Raw genomic sequence first — 15,311 nt, 5'->3', positions numbered from 1 at the left:
CGATGGCCCAGTTATTTGGTTGGATCAAGTTGGATCAACGTAACTGAGCCTTGGAGGTGAAGGCAAGTTGAAGATTATAGAATTTCTGATGAATAACATATTTATCGTAGTCGTTATATTGGGTGCGCTGGCTTCGGTATTCGGCAAATCCGGCGCGAAGAAGAAGCCTGGTCAAATGCCTGACTTTGGCGGCGGAGGGCTGCCGCGTTCATTGTTCCCGCAGTCCGGAGAACAGGAGCGAGAGGTAGAGCGCCCGCAACCGCAACCGCCGCAGGCAGCTGGAGGAACGGTTTATCGCTCTGTAACTGACGTTGAGCGTTCTTCTGATATGAATTCGACACGTTCTAGCAGAGAGAGCTCAGAAGCGCCGCAAACAGCTTCTCTGCAGCGTGCGCTTCAAAGAGCAGCAGCTAACAAAGAAACAGCACAGGCTGCAGCACAGCGCAATTATGGAAGCCAGGGCATCAATGCAGCATCCATTCGATCCGATGACTTGCGGAAAGCAGTTATTTGGGCCGAAGTATTGGGACCGCCGCGCTCGAAAAAACCTTTTCGAAAATAAATTTAAACCGCCTAAGCGCTGCGCTTAGGCGGTTTTTTTATTTTGGAGCCATAATTATCGAGCGGTTCGCATATTTTGGTACAGTACATGAAAATCGCCATTCCTTTGCTTTACTTTTAGCAAACCTTGAAGGAGGCAAAGAATCGTACATGCGCCACATAAAAAAGAGATTTCGCAAAATGACAGCAGAGCTGCTTGATATGCCGCATGATGTCGTATTTGATTTGCCGCGATTAACCATGATTGGAGACTGCCAATTATATATCGAGAACCATCGTGGTGTTGTTCATTTCTCTAGTGAGCGATTGAGACTCGCGCTAAGCAAAGGCCAGTTGGAGGTTACGGGAAGCTCTCTAGTTATCCGCACCATTTGGACAGAAGAAGTGTTTATTGAGGGACAAATTACGAATATTCAATTGATTCCATGAAATAGATAAGGCGATTTTCTATATTAATAGCTGAGGTAATGGAGGGGAATGGACGTGAGCGGACAAGGTTCAAATTGGTTAAAGGGTATGGTCACCATTCATATTCGGGGGGGACAACCTGAGCAGCTCGTCAACCGAGCCCTGGCTGGCGGCTTGCAGCTGTCTTCCATCAGATGGACAAGCAGCGGCTTGCTTGAATGTGAGCTGTCAATCAGTGATTTTTTTGGCCTTCGTCCGTATTTAAAAGAGACAGGCTGTCGTGTTCATGTTACGAAGCGCAAAGGATTGCCTTTTCTGCTTGTCAAAGCAGAGCGCAGAAAGCTGTTTGCGGCTGGCATCGTGTTGTTTTTTGCGATTATCTTTATGCTGTCCTCGCTCGTATGGAGCATCGAAGTGCAAGGCAATGTCAAGCTGACGGAGGATCAAATAAGGGCTGCTGCCAAAGAGGAAGGCTTATATCCTATGCAGTGGTCTTTCCGTTTAACCGATGCTGATGTGCTGTCCAAGCAGCTTGTTCGCAAGCTTCCAGGCTCAACCTGGGTTGGTGTGGAGAAAAAGGGGACAAAGGTTATTATTCAAGTGGTTGAATCAACCATACCGGATAAGGCTTCCTTGAATACACCTCGACATTTGGTCGCATCTGATGATGCTGTAGTTACCGAAATTATAGCGGAGGCGGGACGGCCCGTCGTTCGAAAAAATACGAAGGTAAAAAAAGACCAAATTTTGATCTCGGGAACGATTGGGGGAGAAATGAATTCGCGCACTGTCGTTGCCAAGGGCAATGTTCGTGGGCTTGTTTGGTACGAATTTGAAATTTCTTCACCGCTTGTTCAACAGGTTAAGGTGTATACTGGAGATAAAGAGACGAAATGGTTTGCAGTCATCGGCTCGAGAGCGCTTCAGCTTAGCGGGTACGGTGATTCTGCTTTCGGAAAATCCGAATCGATTAAGCATGAGGAGAAGGTTTCCTGGCGCAATTGGTCTCTTCCAATTGGTAGAATGAAGGAGACCATAATGGAAACCCGTATGGAAGACCGCACGCTTACCGAAGAAGAAGCGAAGAACGTCGGCATTCTGCAGGCTAAAGCCAAATTGCTGCTTAAAACAGGCAGCGATGCAGTCATCCGCGATGAAATTGTTTTGCATGAAAAGGCGGACAATGGTAAAGTTTATATGAAAGTTCTTTTTGAAGTCGAGCAATCTATCGTTAAGGAAATGCCACTAGTCCATATGCAGGGAGAATGAGGATTGTTGCAAATTGAAACGAAAGTAGTAAAGATACCGCTCGGCAACGCAGCGGAAGGGCTTGGAGTATTCGGACCACAGGATAATTTTTTACGTCTCATTCAAGCGCAAGTAGAGTCTTTGATTACATCGCGTGAAGCGGAAATTGTCATATCAGGTCCTGTAGAAGAGGTTGATTCGTTAGAACAACTATACAATGTGCTCTTACAGCTCGTTCGCGGGGGCTATAAGCCATCAGAGCGTGATGTTGCATATGCACTTGAGCTCGCCAGATCGATGCAGGCAGAAGAGCTGTTGGACTTGTTTAAGAAAGAAATTACAACTACCTTCCGTGGTAAGCCGATTCGGGTAAAGACGATCGGTCAACGCCATTATGTGAAGACGATCCGCAAGAAGGATATCGTGTTTGGAATAGGTCCAGCCGGAACAGGTAAGACATATTTGGCCGTTGTGCTCGCTGTCGCTGCTTTGAAGGAAGGCTCGGTAAAAAGAATTGTTCTTACGAGACCTGCCGTAGAAGCGGGAGAAAATCTCGGCTTTTTGCCAGGCGATTTGCAGGAGAAGGTCGATCCTTATCTTCGTCCTTTGTATGATGCACTGCATGATGTGCTTGGACCTGATCAGACGGTCAAAGCGCTTGAGCGCGGTATGATTGAAATTGCTCCGCTTGCTTATATGCGCGGCAGAACGCTTGACGATGCGTTTATTATTTTGGATGAAGCACAAAATACGACGCCTGAGCAAATGAAAATGTTTCTAACAAGACTAGGATTTAGTTCTAAAATGGTTATAACGGGAGACGTTACGCAAATCGATTTGCCGCGGGGCAAAAACTCCGGCTTAATTGAAGCTCAGCGGATTCTGAGAGACATAGAGGAAATTGGCATCATCCTTTTCTCAGAGCAGGACGTCGTTCGTCATTCGCTCGTTCAAAAGATTATTGTTGCCTACAACTGGGATGCTGAAAACAAAGCCTAGAAAGGGATGTCTGCTGCATGAACCAAAACCAGACCGGAAAACAAGGGAACTTGCGGCCGTCCAAAACGGCGGGTTGGAAGCAGAGTGCAGCCGTTCGCTGGGTGCTGATGTTGATGTTTGTGCTGCTATTCTATTTCAGCTTAGCTCCGCATCTCGTTCCTGAAACCTATGATATTCAGGAGGGCGCTGTAAGCGAGAAGGATATCAAAGCGCCCTTCCAAATTAAAGACGAGAAGGCGACTAGACAAGCGGAAGAGGATGCAGCCGAGAAAGTCGATGTCATCTATTCGATAGTACCGCTACGCAACGAGGTGCTAGTTGACCAAATCTTTGTTCGAATAGAGCAGCTGAATCAGGACGACCAAGTAACCTTGCAAAATAAGATTGATATTTATCGCAATGAAATCCCAGGCCGTTATTCGGAGTATATTGATACCTTTGTTAAGCTGAATAAGGGCCGTGGAACGTATAACAACACGCTGCTTGAGGAAATGGCGCTTATTGCGAAGGAGCAGCAATACACCATTCCGGAAGAAACCTTTTACAAGATGCCCAATCTAACAGCAGAAACGCTAACCGAGATGCGCGATGTAGCTCGGGATATTGTGCGTAAACTGACAGTAGAACAGCTTCGTGATGCGGAAACCGCTCGAACACAGGTTGCGGAACTTGTTAATGCCAGCTCGCTATCCAGCCGGACAAGCAGAGAAATTGTGCAAGAGCTTGCGAGATTTGCCATCATGCCAAACAAGTTTCTGGATAAGGAAGCGACGGACGAGGCTAAAGTGCAGGCTAAGCAAAACACGCCGCCTGTCGTAATTAAAGAAGGTGAGCTGATCGTGAAGCGCGGTCAGACGATTACGCCTGAATTGTACAAGCTGCTCGTTGATTCTTCCCTGCTGCAGGATCGTAAGACTTATTGGCCGCAGTTCGGATTGCTAATCATGTCTGTGATGTTTATCGTCGTCATTTACGCGTATTTGCATCAGTCTGGAAGTATTAATGGGATTAAGCCCAAATATAACAACTCTTCTCTTTTGATGTTGTGGCTCATCTTTCTGATCAATATTATAACGATGGAGATTACTTCGTTGACGCAGACGGATGCTGCCCCTTATGCGGGTTATTTGGCTCCTGCTGCTCTCGGGACGATGCTGATTACCTTGCTGTTAGATATGCATCTAGCCATGATCAGCTCCATAATATTTGCAATAATGGGCAGTATTATATTGAACACGAGCCAGCATCAAATTTTTGATTTCCAATACGGCTTTGTCATTATTGTCGTTTCGTTTGCTGCCATCTTCTCGATTCATAGAGCGAGTCAGCGATCAACAATATTGAAGGCCGGAATAATGGTGAGCTTATTCGGCTCCTTGTCTGTTTTATCCATTTTACTGCTGTCTGAGCAGCTGGAACGGGCTCATTTCATCTATTCTGTTGCTTTTGCGTTTGCTAGCGGTTTGATTACTGCGGTGCTCGTCATTGGACTGATGCCGTTCTTTGAAGTTACATTCGGAATTTTATCTGCGCTTAAGCTTGTAGAGCTTTCGAATCCCAATCACCCGCTGCTTCGCAAGCTGTTGACTGAAACGCCGGGTACCTATCACCATAGCGTAATGGTGGGCAATTTGTCAGAAGCGGCAGCAGAAGCAATTGGGGCAGACGGCTTATTATGTAGGGTTGGCTCGTTTTACCACGATATTGGAAAGACGAAGCGGCCGAATTATTTTATCGAAAACCAATCCAATATTGAAAATCCGCATGATACGATTGATCCTAAGTTAAGCAAATCAATCATTGTTGCTCATGCGAGAGACGGCGTCGATATGCTTAAAGGGCATAATATCCCTAAGCCGATTCGCGATATTGCAGAGCAGCACCATGGAACAACATCGCTGAAATTCTTTTATTACAAAGCGATAAAACAAGCAGAAGAACAAGGTGTCGAACCTGCGTTTACGGAAGATGATTTTAGGTATCCTGGTCCGAAGGCACAGTCAAAGGAAGCGGCTGTTGTTGGCATTGCTGATTGCGTGGAAGCAGCGGTTCGCAGCCTTCGCAACCCGACAGTAGAGCAGGTAGAAGCAATGATTAACAAAATTATTAAAAGCAGGCTGGATGACAATCAATACAATGAATGTGATTTAACGTTGAAGGAGCTGGACAAAATTGCGCATTCACTTAAGGAAAGCGTAATTGGCATCTTCCATTCACGTATTGAATATCCGGATGATGTGAAAACAAAGGAGCGTTTGTCATGAGCTTGCAACTCGGTTGGAGCAATGAGCAGGGAAAGCTGGAAATACCCGAGGATTGGATTACAAAAATAGAGCAATTGCTGCAATTGGCTGGTGAAGCGGAAGGCATTTCCGATGGTGAGGTGTCTTTAACATTCACAAACGATGAGGAAATTCATCAGCTGAATCGTGAATATCGCGGAATTGATCGTCCAACCGATGTATTGTCATTTGCTATGCAAGAAGATGGCGTGGATGAGCTTGATATTATTTTTGAAGTGGACAGCGAGGATGAGAAGGACCCGATATCAGGTATGCTTGGCGATATTATAATAAGCGTGGATACGGCTCTTGCTCAAAGCGAGGAGTACGGTCATTCCTTGGAACGCGAAATCGGCTTTTTGTTTGTACATGGTTTTTTGCATTTGATCGGTTACGACCATCAGGATGATGAAACCGAAGCCGAAATGACCGCTAAGCAAGAAGCGATTTTGCAGCAGGCTGGCTTAACTCGTTAATGCGAAAAGTTATATCTAGTTTCGCAGTTGCAATATCCGGCATAGGTTTTGCTCTTCGGACTCAAAGTCATATGCGGTTTCACGCAATTGCCGCCGCAGTGGTGTGCTGTTTAGGATTTATGCTATCACTTAAGCCGCTTGAATGGGCGATTATTTTAATGGCGATCGCCCTCGTGATAAGTGCTGAAATGATAAACACGGCAATTGAACAGGCGGTTGATCTAGCAAGCCCCAATATTCATCCAGTAGCTAAAGCTGCTAAGGATGTTGCTGCTGGGGCGGTGTTAGTTGCTGCTGCAATTTCTGCAATTATAGGGCTGCTCATACTTGGGCCGCCCTTATGGCATTTAATAATGGATTAAAAAACGGGGAATGGCGGGATATTTATGTTGGTTTTTGAAGGATTGTCGGAGTCTTATACTTCGCTAATGAATGCGGCTAAGGAAGCGATGTCAAGAGCATACGTTCCTTATTCAAATTTCCAAGTTGGAGCAGCACTGCTTGACGATGAGGGCCAAGTCCATTATGGTTGCAACATAGAGAACGCAGCTTACAGTCCAACAAACTGTGCGGAGCGTACCGCATTATATCGCGCAGTAGCGGATGGAAAGCGACCAGGACAATTCCAAGCAATAGCTGTTATTGGCGATACGGATTCTCCAATCGCGCCATGCGGCGTTTGCCGCCAAGTTCTAGTTGAGCTATGTCCGCCAGAAATGCCTGTCATTATGGGGAATTTAAAAGGTCAATGGACGATCTCAACCGTTTCAGGCATATTGCCGGGTGCCTTCACGCCGGCTTCATTAGATAATAGGGAGCGTTAAACAAGAATATGAATCAAAAAACATCAAATGAACGCAGCAACAAAAAATTTCGGTCCGGTTTCGTAGCTATAATCGGCAGGCCAAATGTTGGTAAATCAACGCTGATGAACCATCTTATCGGTCAAAAAATTGCGATTATGTCAGATAAGCCGCAAACGACACGGAATAAAATTCATGGTGTTTATACGACAAATGACACACAAATCGTGTTTCTTGATACACCTGGTATTCATAAACCACAATCCAAGCTTGGGAATTATATGATGCAAACCGCGGAAAGCGCACTTCGTGAAGTGGAAGCAGCGCTCTTTCTAATCGATGCGTCAGAGGGACTTGGCGGCGGTGACCGTTTTATTATTGAACAGCTGAAAAAAGTGAAAACACCTGTTTTCCTAGTAATGAACAAAATCGATAAAGTAGAGCCTGAACAGCTTCTGCCGATGATTACCCAATATAATGCATTGCATGAATTTGCGGAAATTATCCCAATTTCAGCGCTTAAGGGCAATAATGTGGAAACCTTGCTTGAACAGCTGACTCGTTATTTGCCAGAAGGACCACAGTATTATCCAGCTGATCAAATTACTGATCACCCTGAGCAATTTGTTTGTTCGGAGCTTATTCGCGAGAAAATATTGCATATGACGCGTGAAGAGATTCCGCATTCAATCGCAGTGACCATTGAGGATATGCGCGTAAAGGAAAATGGAGTCGTCTATATCGGCGCTGTTATTTTTGTAGAGCGTGATTCTCAGAAGGGGATCATCATTGGCAAAAAAGGCGATCTGCTGAAGGAAGTTGGCAAACAAGCGCGAAAAGATATCGAAGCGCTCCTTGGCTCACGCATCTTTCTTGAGCTTTGGGTAAAGGTGAAGAAGGATTGGCGCAATCAGGAGCGTGTGCTGAAGGATCTTGGTTACCGGAACGAATAAGCATAATTGACGTATTTTGTTAAGGATAGACATGAACAGTTTATCGCATCCTATTAACGTCTGAAGCAGCATTTCAGGGGACGGAAAGGGATGAATACGTATGCGGAATTTTTCGTGGAAGTATTTTACGTTGACCGGGGATGTCGAGTCTTTCATGTTATACAAGGAAATACACCAATACGGAGCAGAAGGCAGCTCCGATGCGTTAGTAGGAAATCAGGATGAGCTTGCCGAGCTGGACCTCGAGGACACATCTGTCTAACGTATCAATGGCATTATTTGAATCGGTTGATCAAGTATAGAGCTTTTGTGTTTTTAACAGCTAAACGTATGTTTGCCGCCATGGGACGGTAAACATACGTTTCTGCTTTCAGGGGAGAGTTTGCATTATGTTGTATCGTGTCGAGGGAATTGTGCTGCGAAGCATGGATTACGGGGAAGGCAATAAAATTGTTACACTGCTGACGAAGACAAATGGAAAAGCGGGTGTACTTATACGCGGAGCGAAAAAGGTGAAAAGCAAACATTCTTCGCTCGCGCAGCCGTTTACATATGGAGAGTTTGTTTATTTCCGAAGCAGCGGGCTTGGCACGCTTAATCATGGTGAGATTATTGAATCTCACCATGTTTTGCGTGAGAAGCTTGATTTGGCTGCTTATTCCTCTTACGTAGCAGAATTGACGGATCGTTCAATACAGGACGACGAGGCAACGGGCTTTCATTTTGAACAGCTAAAAGCATGTCTTTCAGCACTTCAAGAAGGCAAAGACCCGCAAATCGTTTCTCATCTTTATGAAATGCGCATTTTGGACTTGTCTGGTTATGCTCCTGCACTTGATGAATGTGTAAGCTGCGGAAACGTTGTAGGCCCTTTTAAACTTTCTCCCTATGCGGGTGGAATATTATGCTCACGATGTACTGGCAAAGATCCTCATGCGGTTTCGCTAGGGGAGGGCGCTTATAAGCTGCTTCGTTTGTTCCGCAGGATGGATATGAGAAGACTTGGTTCTATTCAAGTGAAGCCTGAAACAAAAGCAGAGCTTAAAATTGCTATGCGTAAGCTGTTAGATACTCATTTAGGAATGCAGTTGAAGTCGCGTAATTTTCTTGATCAGCTCGATAAATTGATGTAAAGAAATTCATTTCTTGAAATGGATGCTTTTGGTTTGTTATCGGTCTCAAGACGGAGGGAAGGCTCATTCCTCTGCATGATTTCATCATCTAAGAAATTGATTTATGATAGATGAGGTTGTTTGAGATTCATAGTAATTGGAGGGGTTGACCTGATGTCTACAGGACAAAATAGACTGGGCTTTGTCGTGGCCGGACTTTTGCTTGGCATACTGGTCGCATCAATCGATAATACGATTGTATCGACCGCAATGGCAACGATTGTATCCGATCTTGGCGGCTTGGACAAATATGTGTGGGTTACATCTGCATATTTGGTAACAGAGATGGCAGGCATGCCGATTTTCGGGAAATTGTCTGACATGTATGGGAGAAAACGTTTTTTCGTTTTAGGTATCTCTTTATTTCTAATCGGCTCTGTTCTTTGCGGAACGGCTGAATCGATAACACAGCTGACCATTTACCGTGCTATTCAAGGTATTGGCGGCGGTGCGATGATGCCAATTGCCTTTGCAATCGTATTTGACATTTTTCCAGCAGAGAAACGCGGTAAAATGGGTGGATTGTTCGGTGCTGTATTTGGTACCTCAAGCTTGTTTGGACCGCTTGCAGGCGCATACTTAACGGAATATATCAATTGGCGCTGGATCTTTTACATCAATGTACCCATTGGTCTTGTGGCACTTGCTTTTATCGTTATTTATTACAAAGAGTCGCTTTCTCATTCCAAGCAAAAGATCGACTGGTGGGGAGCAACGACACTTGTGGGCTCTATCGTCTGTCTCATGTTTGCACTCGAGCTCGGTGGAACTGAGTTTGCTTGGGATTCAGCGCAAATTATTGGTTTATTTGCTGGCTTTGCGGTTTTACTCGGCATATTTCTTTTCGTGGAAACCAAGGCAGCAGAACCAATTATTTCGTTTAATATGTTCAAACAAAGACTGTTTGCAGCAAGTACGGGAGCGGGCTTACTCTACGGAGCGGCGTTTATTACAGCAGCTTTATATATCCCGATGTTTGTCCAAGGTGTATTCGGCGGAACAGCGGTTAGTGCAGGTTTAACTTTACTGCCTATGACCTTGGGATCAGTTATTGCGGCGCAGCTCGGTGGTTTATTAGTCAACAAAATGTCCTATCGCAGCGTCATGATGATCTCAGCTGTTATATTTATTATAGGTATTTTCTTGCTATCCACCATTACGCCGGAAACAACAAGGTTTATGTTGTCCGTGTATATGTTCTTAACTGGATTTGGTATCGGCTTCTCATTCTCTGTGCTTGGAATGTCCTCCATTCATGGATTCGATATGCGGCAAAGAGGAAGCGCCACATCTACGATGTCCTTCATTCGTTCATTAGGCATGACAGTAGGGATTACGGTATTCGGCATTATTCAGCGCAACCACTTTACAAAGGGTATGACTGATGCTTTTGCAGGTGGAGAAGGAGCGGCTCCGATGACGGAAAATGCACGTGAGCTGTTATCACCGGAGAAGCGTGCGGATATACCGGCTCCTGTCATGGAGAAGATTGTTGCCGCTTTGTCAGATTCAGTATCAACCACGTTCGTTTGGTCTATTGTGCCCGCAGGATTAGCATTAGTTTGTGTTTTGATGATGGGGAATACGGGTATGAAAGATATTATCGGCAAACGTGAGGGAAAAACGGCTAATACAGATGAGATTCGTGCACATTAGCGGCTTTATTATGATACCTAGGAACTATGTTTGACAATTGGCATAAAGAAGCATAAAATAATGCAATATGAATATTGGGCAGTGATGGAGAAAGTAATCGTTTTAAGCCGACTTGGTTAGCGAGCTGGGGAAAGTGAAAGCCCAGACGGTCAAAACGATGAAAAGGCACTCCGGAGCCGTATACAAGCAAAGAGGGTTTGCTCTTAAGGAGCTGACCAAGTAGGGTGGAACCGCGGGATAACAACTCTCGTCCCTACGTCTGGGAGCAGGCGTAGAGACGGGAGTTTTTTGCGTATAAACGCCTTTGCCTGCTTCGCTTTTACGGACACAAAACAGAGGAAGAAGGAGAGGGTCAGTTATGAATTTTCAAAAAATGATTTTGACTTTGCAGCAGTTCTGGGCTGAACAAAATTGTATTCTCGTACAGCCTTATGACGTTGAGAAGGGTGCAGGAACGATGAACCCTATGACGTTTCTACGCTCGATTGGTCCTGAGCCTTGGAATGTTGCTTATGTGGAACCATCAAGACGTCCAGCGGACGGTCGATACGGCGAGAACCCAAACCGTTTATACCAGCATCATCAATTCCAAGTTATTTTGAAGCCATCGCCTGACAATATTCAGGAGCTTTATTTGGAAAGCTTGAAGCAGCTAGGCGTTGATGCTCTTGAGCATGATATCCGTTTCGTTGAGGATAACTGGGAATCGCCAACTCTTGGCGCTTGGGGTTTAGGCTGGGAAGTATGGCTGGACGGCATGGAAATTACGCAATTCACCTATTTCCAACAGGTTGGCGGCATTGATGCTAATCCTGTCGCTGTTGAGATCACATATGGTATGGAGCGTTTGGCTTCTTATATTCAACAAAAAGAGAATGTTTTTGATTTGGAATGGGTTGAAGGCGTAACATACGGTGACGTCTTCAAACAACCAGAGTATGAGCATTCCAAATATACATTCGAGACATCGGATACAGCAATGCTGTTCTCTTTATTTAACATGTATGAGCAGGAAGCTCAAAAAACGATGGAGCATCATCTTGTGTTTCCAGCGTACGATTACGTATTAAAATGCTCGCACACCTTTAACCTGCTCGATGCGCGCGGCGCAATCAGCGTAACGGAAAGAACGGGCTATATTACACGGGTAAGAAATTTAGCGCGTGCTTGCGCATCGACATACTACGAGGAAAGAGAACGTCTTGGATTCCCTTTGCTGAAGAAAGGAGTGGAGCAGCATGACTAGAGATTTGTTGCTTGAAATCGGACTTGAGGAAGTACCTGCTCGTTTCGTGCGCGGTGCGATGAACCAGCTAAAGGATAAAATGGTGAAGTGGCTTTCGGACTCAAGAATTGAACACGGCGCTGTAAATGTGTATGCTACACCACGCCGAATTGCTGTTCTAATCAACGACGTAGCTGAGAAGCAAACGGATATGAATGAAGAAGCTAAAGGCCCTTCTCGTAAAATTGCTCAAGACGACCAAGGCAATTGGAGCAAAGCTGCTCTTGGATTTGCTAGAAGCCAAGGTGTTGAGCCTGAACAGTTGTATTTCCAAGAACTAGCTGGCGTTGAATATGTTTATGCTACCAAAAGCAGCATCGGTACAGACACAGCAGCGGTACTGCCAGATGGCTTGCTCAGCTTAATTACTTCGATGTCTTTCCCGAAAAACATGCGTTGGGGCAATCATGAGCTAAAGTTTGTTAGACCGATCCGCTGGTTGGTTGCACTATTTGGTCAAGATGTGATTCCTTTTGAAATTACAGGGGTACAAACTGGCAATACAACACGCGGACATCGTTTCCTTGGCAATGATGCTACTGTACAAGAACCTGCTCAATACGCTCAGCGCCTGCGCGAGCAGCATGTTCTTGCTGATGTTAGCGAACGTGAAGAGCTGATTGTAGCTCAGATCGATCGTCTAGCCAAAGAAAAAGGCTGGGAGATTGCAATCAAGGAAGATTTGCTTGAAGAGGTTGTTTTTTTAGTTGAATATCCAAACGTATTGTTTGGCGGCTTCGACCCAGCATTTCTACACATTCCGCAGGAAGTGCTTATTACATCGATGCGTGAGCATCAACGGTATTTCCCGGTATTCAACAGCGAAGGTGAGCTTCTTCCGTTTTTCGTTACGGTTCGCAACGGCGATCTTAAGTCGATCGAGCTAGTATCGAAAGGTAACGAGAAAGTACTGCGCGCAAGGCTTTCGGATGCCAAATTCTTTTATGAAGAAGATCATAAGCTGACGATAGAACATGCTCTATCGAAGCTTGAGAACATCGTATATCACGAAGAACTGGGCTCAGTAGCTGACAAAGTAAGACGCATTCGTGCAACAGCTGATCTTCTGAGCAAGCATTTGCTGATCGATGAGCAAACGTCCAGCGACATTAGCCGCTCCGCTGATATTTGCAAATTCGATCTCGTATCCCAAATGGTTTATGAATTTCCTGAACTGCAAGGCATTATGGGGGAAGATTATGCTCTTAAAGCAGGAGAGCGAGCTTCAGTGGCGAAAGCCATTAATGAACATTATCAGCCGCGTTTTGCCGGAGATCTAGCTCCATCTGAATTAACAGGAGCAATCGTAAGCTTAGCGGACAAAATCGATACAATCGTTGGTTGTTTCTCGATCGGCATCATTCCGACAGGCTCGCAAGATCCTTATGCCCTTCGCAGGCAAGCAGCAGGTATCGTTCAAATTATTTTGGCACACGGCTTGAAGCTGGAGCTAAATGATTTGTATGATGCTGCGCTATCTGTACATGAGAACCGCGGCCTTAAACGCGACGCTGCTGAAATCCGCAAAGATCTTTCTGATTTCTTTGCGCTTCGCGTTAAGAACGTATTGTCCGAGCAAGGCGTTCGTTATGATGTTGTAGACGCCGTTATGGCTTCTGGTTTTGCAGATCTGAAATCGACCATCGAGCGTGCGAGCGTCGTTCAAGCGCTTGCTGCAAGCAGCGATCGTACTGAATTTAAGCTAACTGTCGAGCAGTTTAACCGTGTCAGCAATTTGGGTTCCAAAGCTGCTGATGCAGCGGTTGATCCAGCTTTGTTCGCAGAACAGGTGGAAACAGAGCTGTATCAAACATGGCTAGCGCAGCGTCCAACGTTTAAACAAGCGCTTGATGAGGGAGATATTTCAAGAGCGGTACAATCTTTATCATCGTTGAAGCCGTTTATTCATAACTATTTTGAGAATGTTATGGTCATGGCACCTGATGAGGCTGTTCGTGCGAATCGATTGTCAACGCTTGCTGGTATCGCAGAAGATATTGCGATTATCGCAGATTTCTCGAAGCTCGTTTGGTAATTGAGTCCGTAAGGAGGATGATAGATCATGTCTCGTTCTAATCCCGAAGTAATCGTATATGTCGTCTCCGATGCAGCTGGTGATACAGGGGAGCTTGTTGTACGCGCAGCAATAGCGCAATTTCATCCACTTCATACCGATATCCGCAGAGCCCCTTTTGTAACGGAAGAGGCAGGCTTGCTGCGAATTATTGAGCAGGCGCAGCAAGTTGATGCAATAGTGATCTATACACTCGTTATTCCGCATCTTCGCGACAGCATGAAAAAGTTTGCAGAGGCATACAGCGTTACCGCGATCGATCTTTTGGGATCTTTTATCGAGACGCTGGAGAAGCGGACTGGGCGGAAATCACGTCAAGAGCCTGGTCTTAATCATGTGCTTGATGCCAATTATTTCAAAAAGGTAGATGCTGTAGAATTTGCAGTAAAATATGATGACGCGAGAGATACATCCGGCGTACTAAAAGCAGATATTGTACTCGTTGGCGTATCACGAACGTCAAAAACGCCTTTATCGATGTACCTCGCGCATCAGAAGTTCAAAGTTGCTAATGTGCCGCTAGTCCCAGAGCTAAAGCCGCCAGACGAATTGTTTAAGCTGCCAAAACGCAAAATAATCGGGCTTACAATAGGTGTTCCATACTTAAATACAATACGCAAAGAACGCCTTAAAGCACTTGGCTTACCGAATAATGCATCTTATGCGACTCCTGATCGTATTGAAAAGGAACTGCTTTATGCCGATACTATTATGAAGCAGCTAGGCTGCGTTGTGATTGACGTATCACATCGAGCCGTTGAAGAGACAGCAAGTTTGATTATGGAATATGTACGTTTGCCATAATGTCAAGCGGAAGGATTTTTTAGAGTTATGCCGTATATAATAGTATAGGAAAAGAATTTGAAACCGAGCGGTGATTTTCTATTCGTCAACAAAAACCTACCATTGTGGTCGATGCGGATGCATGTCCGGTAAAAACGGAAATAGGTGAAACGGCAAGACTCTTTTCTGTTGCAGTACTTATGGTTGCTTCTCACGACCATCGGCTAGAGCCTCAGCCAGGAGTAGATATTGTACAGGTGGACCGAAGCAATCAATCTGTCGATCTATACATTGTGAACCATATTGTGCGTGGAGATATTGTCGTTACTCAAGATTTTGGACTGGCATGCATAGCAATCGGCAAAGGCGCTGTCGTATTGTCTCCTCGCGGAGAACAATATACCGATGAGAACATTGATTATTTGATGGAACGTAGACACGAACTTGCGAAACGTCGCCGTACCGGAGGCAAAACAAGAGGGCCAAAAGCGATGAACAACGACGATCGTGCACGGTTTCAACAAAAGTTGACAAAAGTTTTACGAAATGAGCAGGAGAACCATGACGTATAGCGAATATTATTTACGTGTTACTAGGATGAAGGTGATGAA

16 protein-coding genes are annotated in these 15,311 nt (G+C 45.2%); all 16 read left to right on the top strand.

The window, feature by feature from the left end; all coding sequences use genetic code 11:
* Window positions 1-67 precede the first annotated feature (67 nt).
* A complete protein-coding gene (locus ACIFSR_RS14785; RefSeq protein ID WP_339203445.1) occupies window positions 68-562 on the top strand; it encodes a hypothetical protein in 495 nt (164 codons plus the stop codon).
* A 149-nt stretch (window positions 563-711) separates the two neighbouring features.
* Entirely contained in the window at window positions 712-990 is a 279-nt protein-coding gene (gene yqfC, locus ACIFSR_RS14780; protein WP_076266890.1) for a sporulation protein YqfC, read from the top strand.
* 54 nt (window positions 991-1,044) lie between these two features.
* On the top strand, window positions 1,045-2,238 hold the full coding sequence (gene yqfD / locus ACIFSR_RS14775; RefSeq protein ID WP_430057993.1) for a sporulation protein YqfD: 1,194 nt from the start codon (window positions 1,045-1,047) through the stop codon (window positions 2,236-2,238).
* A 6-nt stretch (window positions 2,239-2,244) separates the two neighbouring features.
* A complete protein-coding gene (locus ACIFSR_RS14770; protein WP_430058068.1) occupies window positions 2,245-3,216 on the top strand; it encodes a PhoH family protein in 972 nt (323 codons plus the stop codon).
* A gap of 17 nt (window positions 3,217-3,233) precedes the next feature.
* Window positions 3,234-5,480 carry an HD family phosphohydrolase gene (locus tag ACIFSR_RS14765; RefSeq protein ID WP_339203443.1) on the top strand — a complete coding sequence of 749 codons (2,247 nt, stop codon included), beginning with the start codon at window positions 3,234-3,236 and terminating at the stop codon, window positions 5,478-5,480.
* A complete protein-coding gene (gene ybeY, locus ACIFSR_RS14760; RefSeq protein ID WP_430057991.1) occupies window positions 5,477-5,974 on the top strand; it encodes an rRNA maturation RNase YbeY in 498 nt (165 codons plus the stop codon). Before ACIFSR_RS14765 ends, ybeY begins: the two co-directional genes overlap by 4 nt.
* Window positions 5,974-6,336: a diacylglycerol kinase family protein gene (locus ACIFSR_RS14755; protein WP_076266894.1), complete on the top strand. Its 363-nt coding sequence runs from the start codon at window positions 5,974-5,976 to the stop codon at window positions 6,334-6,336. The genes ybeY and ACIFSR_RS14755 overlap by 1 nt, the downstream gene beginning before the upstream one ends.
* Window positions 6,337-6,360: 24 nt before the next feature.
* Complete coding sequence (cdd, locus tag ACIFSR_RS14750) at window positions 6,361-6,798, top strand: cytidine deaminase (RefSeq protein WP_339203439.1); 438 nt, start codon at window positions 6,361-6,363, stop codon at window positions 6,796-6,798.
* 8 nt (window positions 6,799-6,806) lie between these two features.
* Complete coding sequence (gene era / locus ACIFSR_RS14745; protein ID WP_054024225.1) at window positions 6,807-7,730, top strand: GTPase Era; 924 nt, start codon at window positions 6,807-6,809, stop codon at window positions 7,728-7,730.
* Window positions 7,731-7,830: 100 nt separating this feature from the next.
* Entirely contained in the window at window positions 7,831-7,992 is a 162-nt protein-coding gene (locus ACIFSR_RS14740; protein WP_076266896.1) for a YqzL family protein, read from the top strand.
* Between the two features lie 127 nt (window positions 7,993-8,119).
* A complete protein-coding gene (gene recO / locus ACIFSR_RS14735; protein ID WP_076266897.1) occupies window positions 8,120-8,863 on the top strand; it encodes a DNA repair protein RecO in 744 nt (247 codons plus the stop codon).
* 153 nt (window positions 8,864-9,016) lie between these two features.
* Window positions 9,017-10,558 carry an MDR family MFS transporter gene (locus ACIFSR_RS14730; protein ID WP_430057988.1) on the top strand — a complete coding sequence of 514 codons (1,542 nt, stop codon included), beginning with the start codon at window positions 9,017-9,019 and terminating at the stop codon, window positions 10,556-10,558.
* Window positions 10,559-10,916: 358 nt separating this feature from the next.
* Complete coding sequence (glyQ, locus tag ACIFSR_RS14725; RefSeq protein ID WP_430057986.1) at window positions 10,917-11,804, top strand: glycine--tRNA ligase subunit alpha; 888 nt, start codon at window positions 10,917-10,919, stop codon at window positions 11,802-11,804.
* On the top strand, window positions 11,797-13,878 hold the full coding sequence (glyS, locus tag ACIFSR_RS14720) for a glycine--tRNA ligase subunit beta (protein WP_430057984.1): 2,082 nt from the start codon (window positions 11,797-11,799) through the stop codon (window positions 13,876-13,878). Before glyQ ends, glyS begins: the two co-directional genes overlap by 8 nt.
* 27 nt (window positions 13,879-13,905) lie before the next feature.
* Window positions 13,906-14,721, top strand: coding sequence for a pyruvate, water dikinase regulatory protein (locus ACIFSR_RS14715; protein ID WP_076266901.1), 816 nt, complete (start codon window positions 13,906-13,908; stop codon window positions 14,719-14,721).
* 101 nt (window positions 14,722-14,822) lie between these two features.
* Window positions 14,823-15,272 carry a YaiI/YqxD family protein gene (locus ACIFSR_RS14710; protein WP_339209682.1) on the top strand — a complete coding sequence of 150 codons (450 nt, stop codon included), beginning with the start codon at window positions 14,823-14,825 and terminating at the stop codon, window positions 15,270-15,272.
* Window positions 15,273-15,311 lie beyond the last annotated feature (39 nt).

This window comes from Paenibacillus sp. NRS-1760 (assembly GCF_050467785.1).
Taxonomy (GTDB): Bacteria; Bacillota; Bacilli; order Paenibacillales; family Paenibacillaceae; genus Pristimantibacillus.
This window is presented reverse-complemented; position numbering and strand designations above follow the sequence as displayed.

Bases quoted from the DNA above. Each gene is read 5' to 3' on its own strand.
- ACIFSR_RS14740 (WP_076266896.1), top strand. From the start codon at position 7,831: ATGCGGAATTTTTCGTGGAAGTATTTTACGTTGACCGGGGATGTCGAG.
- cdd (WP_339203439.1), top strand. From the start codon at position 6,361: ATGTTGGTTTTTGAAGGATTGTCGGAGTCTTATACTTCGCTAATGAAT.
- glyQ (WP_430057986.1), top strand. From the start codon at position 10,917: ATGAATTTTCAAAAAATGATTTTGACTTTGCAGCAGTTCTGGGCTGAA.
- yqfC (WP_076266890.1), top strand. From the start codon at position 712: ATGCGCCACATAAAAAAGAGATTTCGCAAAATGACAGCAGAGCTGCTT.
- ACIFSR_RS14715 (WP_076266901.1), top strand. From the start codon at position 13,906: ATGTCTCGTTCTAATCCCGAAGTAATCGTATATGTCGTCTCCGATGCA.
- ACIFSR_RS14730 (WP_430057988.1), top strand. From the start codon at position 9,017: ATGTCTACAGGACAAAATAGACTGGGCTTTGTCGTGGCCGGACTTTTG.
- ACIFSR_RS14755 (WP_076266894.1), top strand. From the start codon at position 5,974: ATGCGAAAAGTTATATCTAGTTTCGCAGTTGCAATATCCGGCATAGGT.
- recO (WP_076266897.1), top strand. From the start codon at position 8,120: ATGTTGTATCGTGTCGAGGGAATTGTGCTGCGAAGCATGGATTACGGG.
- ACIFSR_RS14765 (WP_339203443.1), top strand. From the start codon at position 3,234: ATGAACCAAAACCAGACCGGAAAACAAGGGAACTTGCGGCCGTCCAAA.
- ybeY (WP_430057991.1), top strand. From the start codon at position 5,477: ATGAGCTTGCAACTCGGTTGGAGCAATGAGCAGGGAAAGCTGGAAATA.
- era (WP_054024225.1), top strand. From the start codon at position 6,807: ATGAATCAAAAAACATCAAATGAACGCAGCAACAAAAAATTTCGGTCC.
- glyS (WP_430057984.1), top strand. From the start codon at position 11,797: ATGACTAGAGATTTGTTGCTTGAAATCGGACTTGAGGAAGTACCTGCT.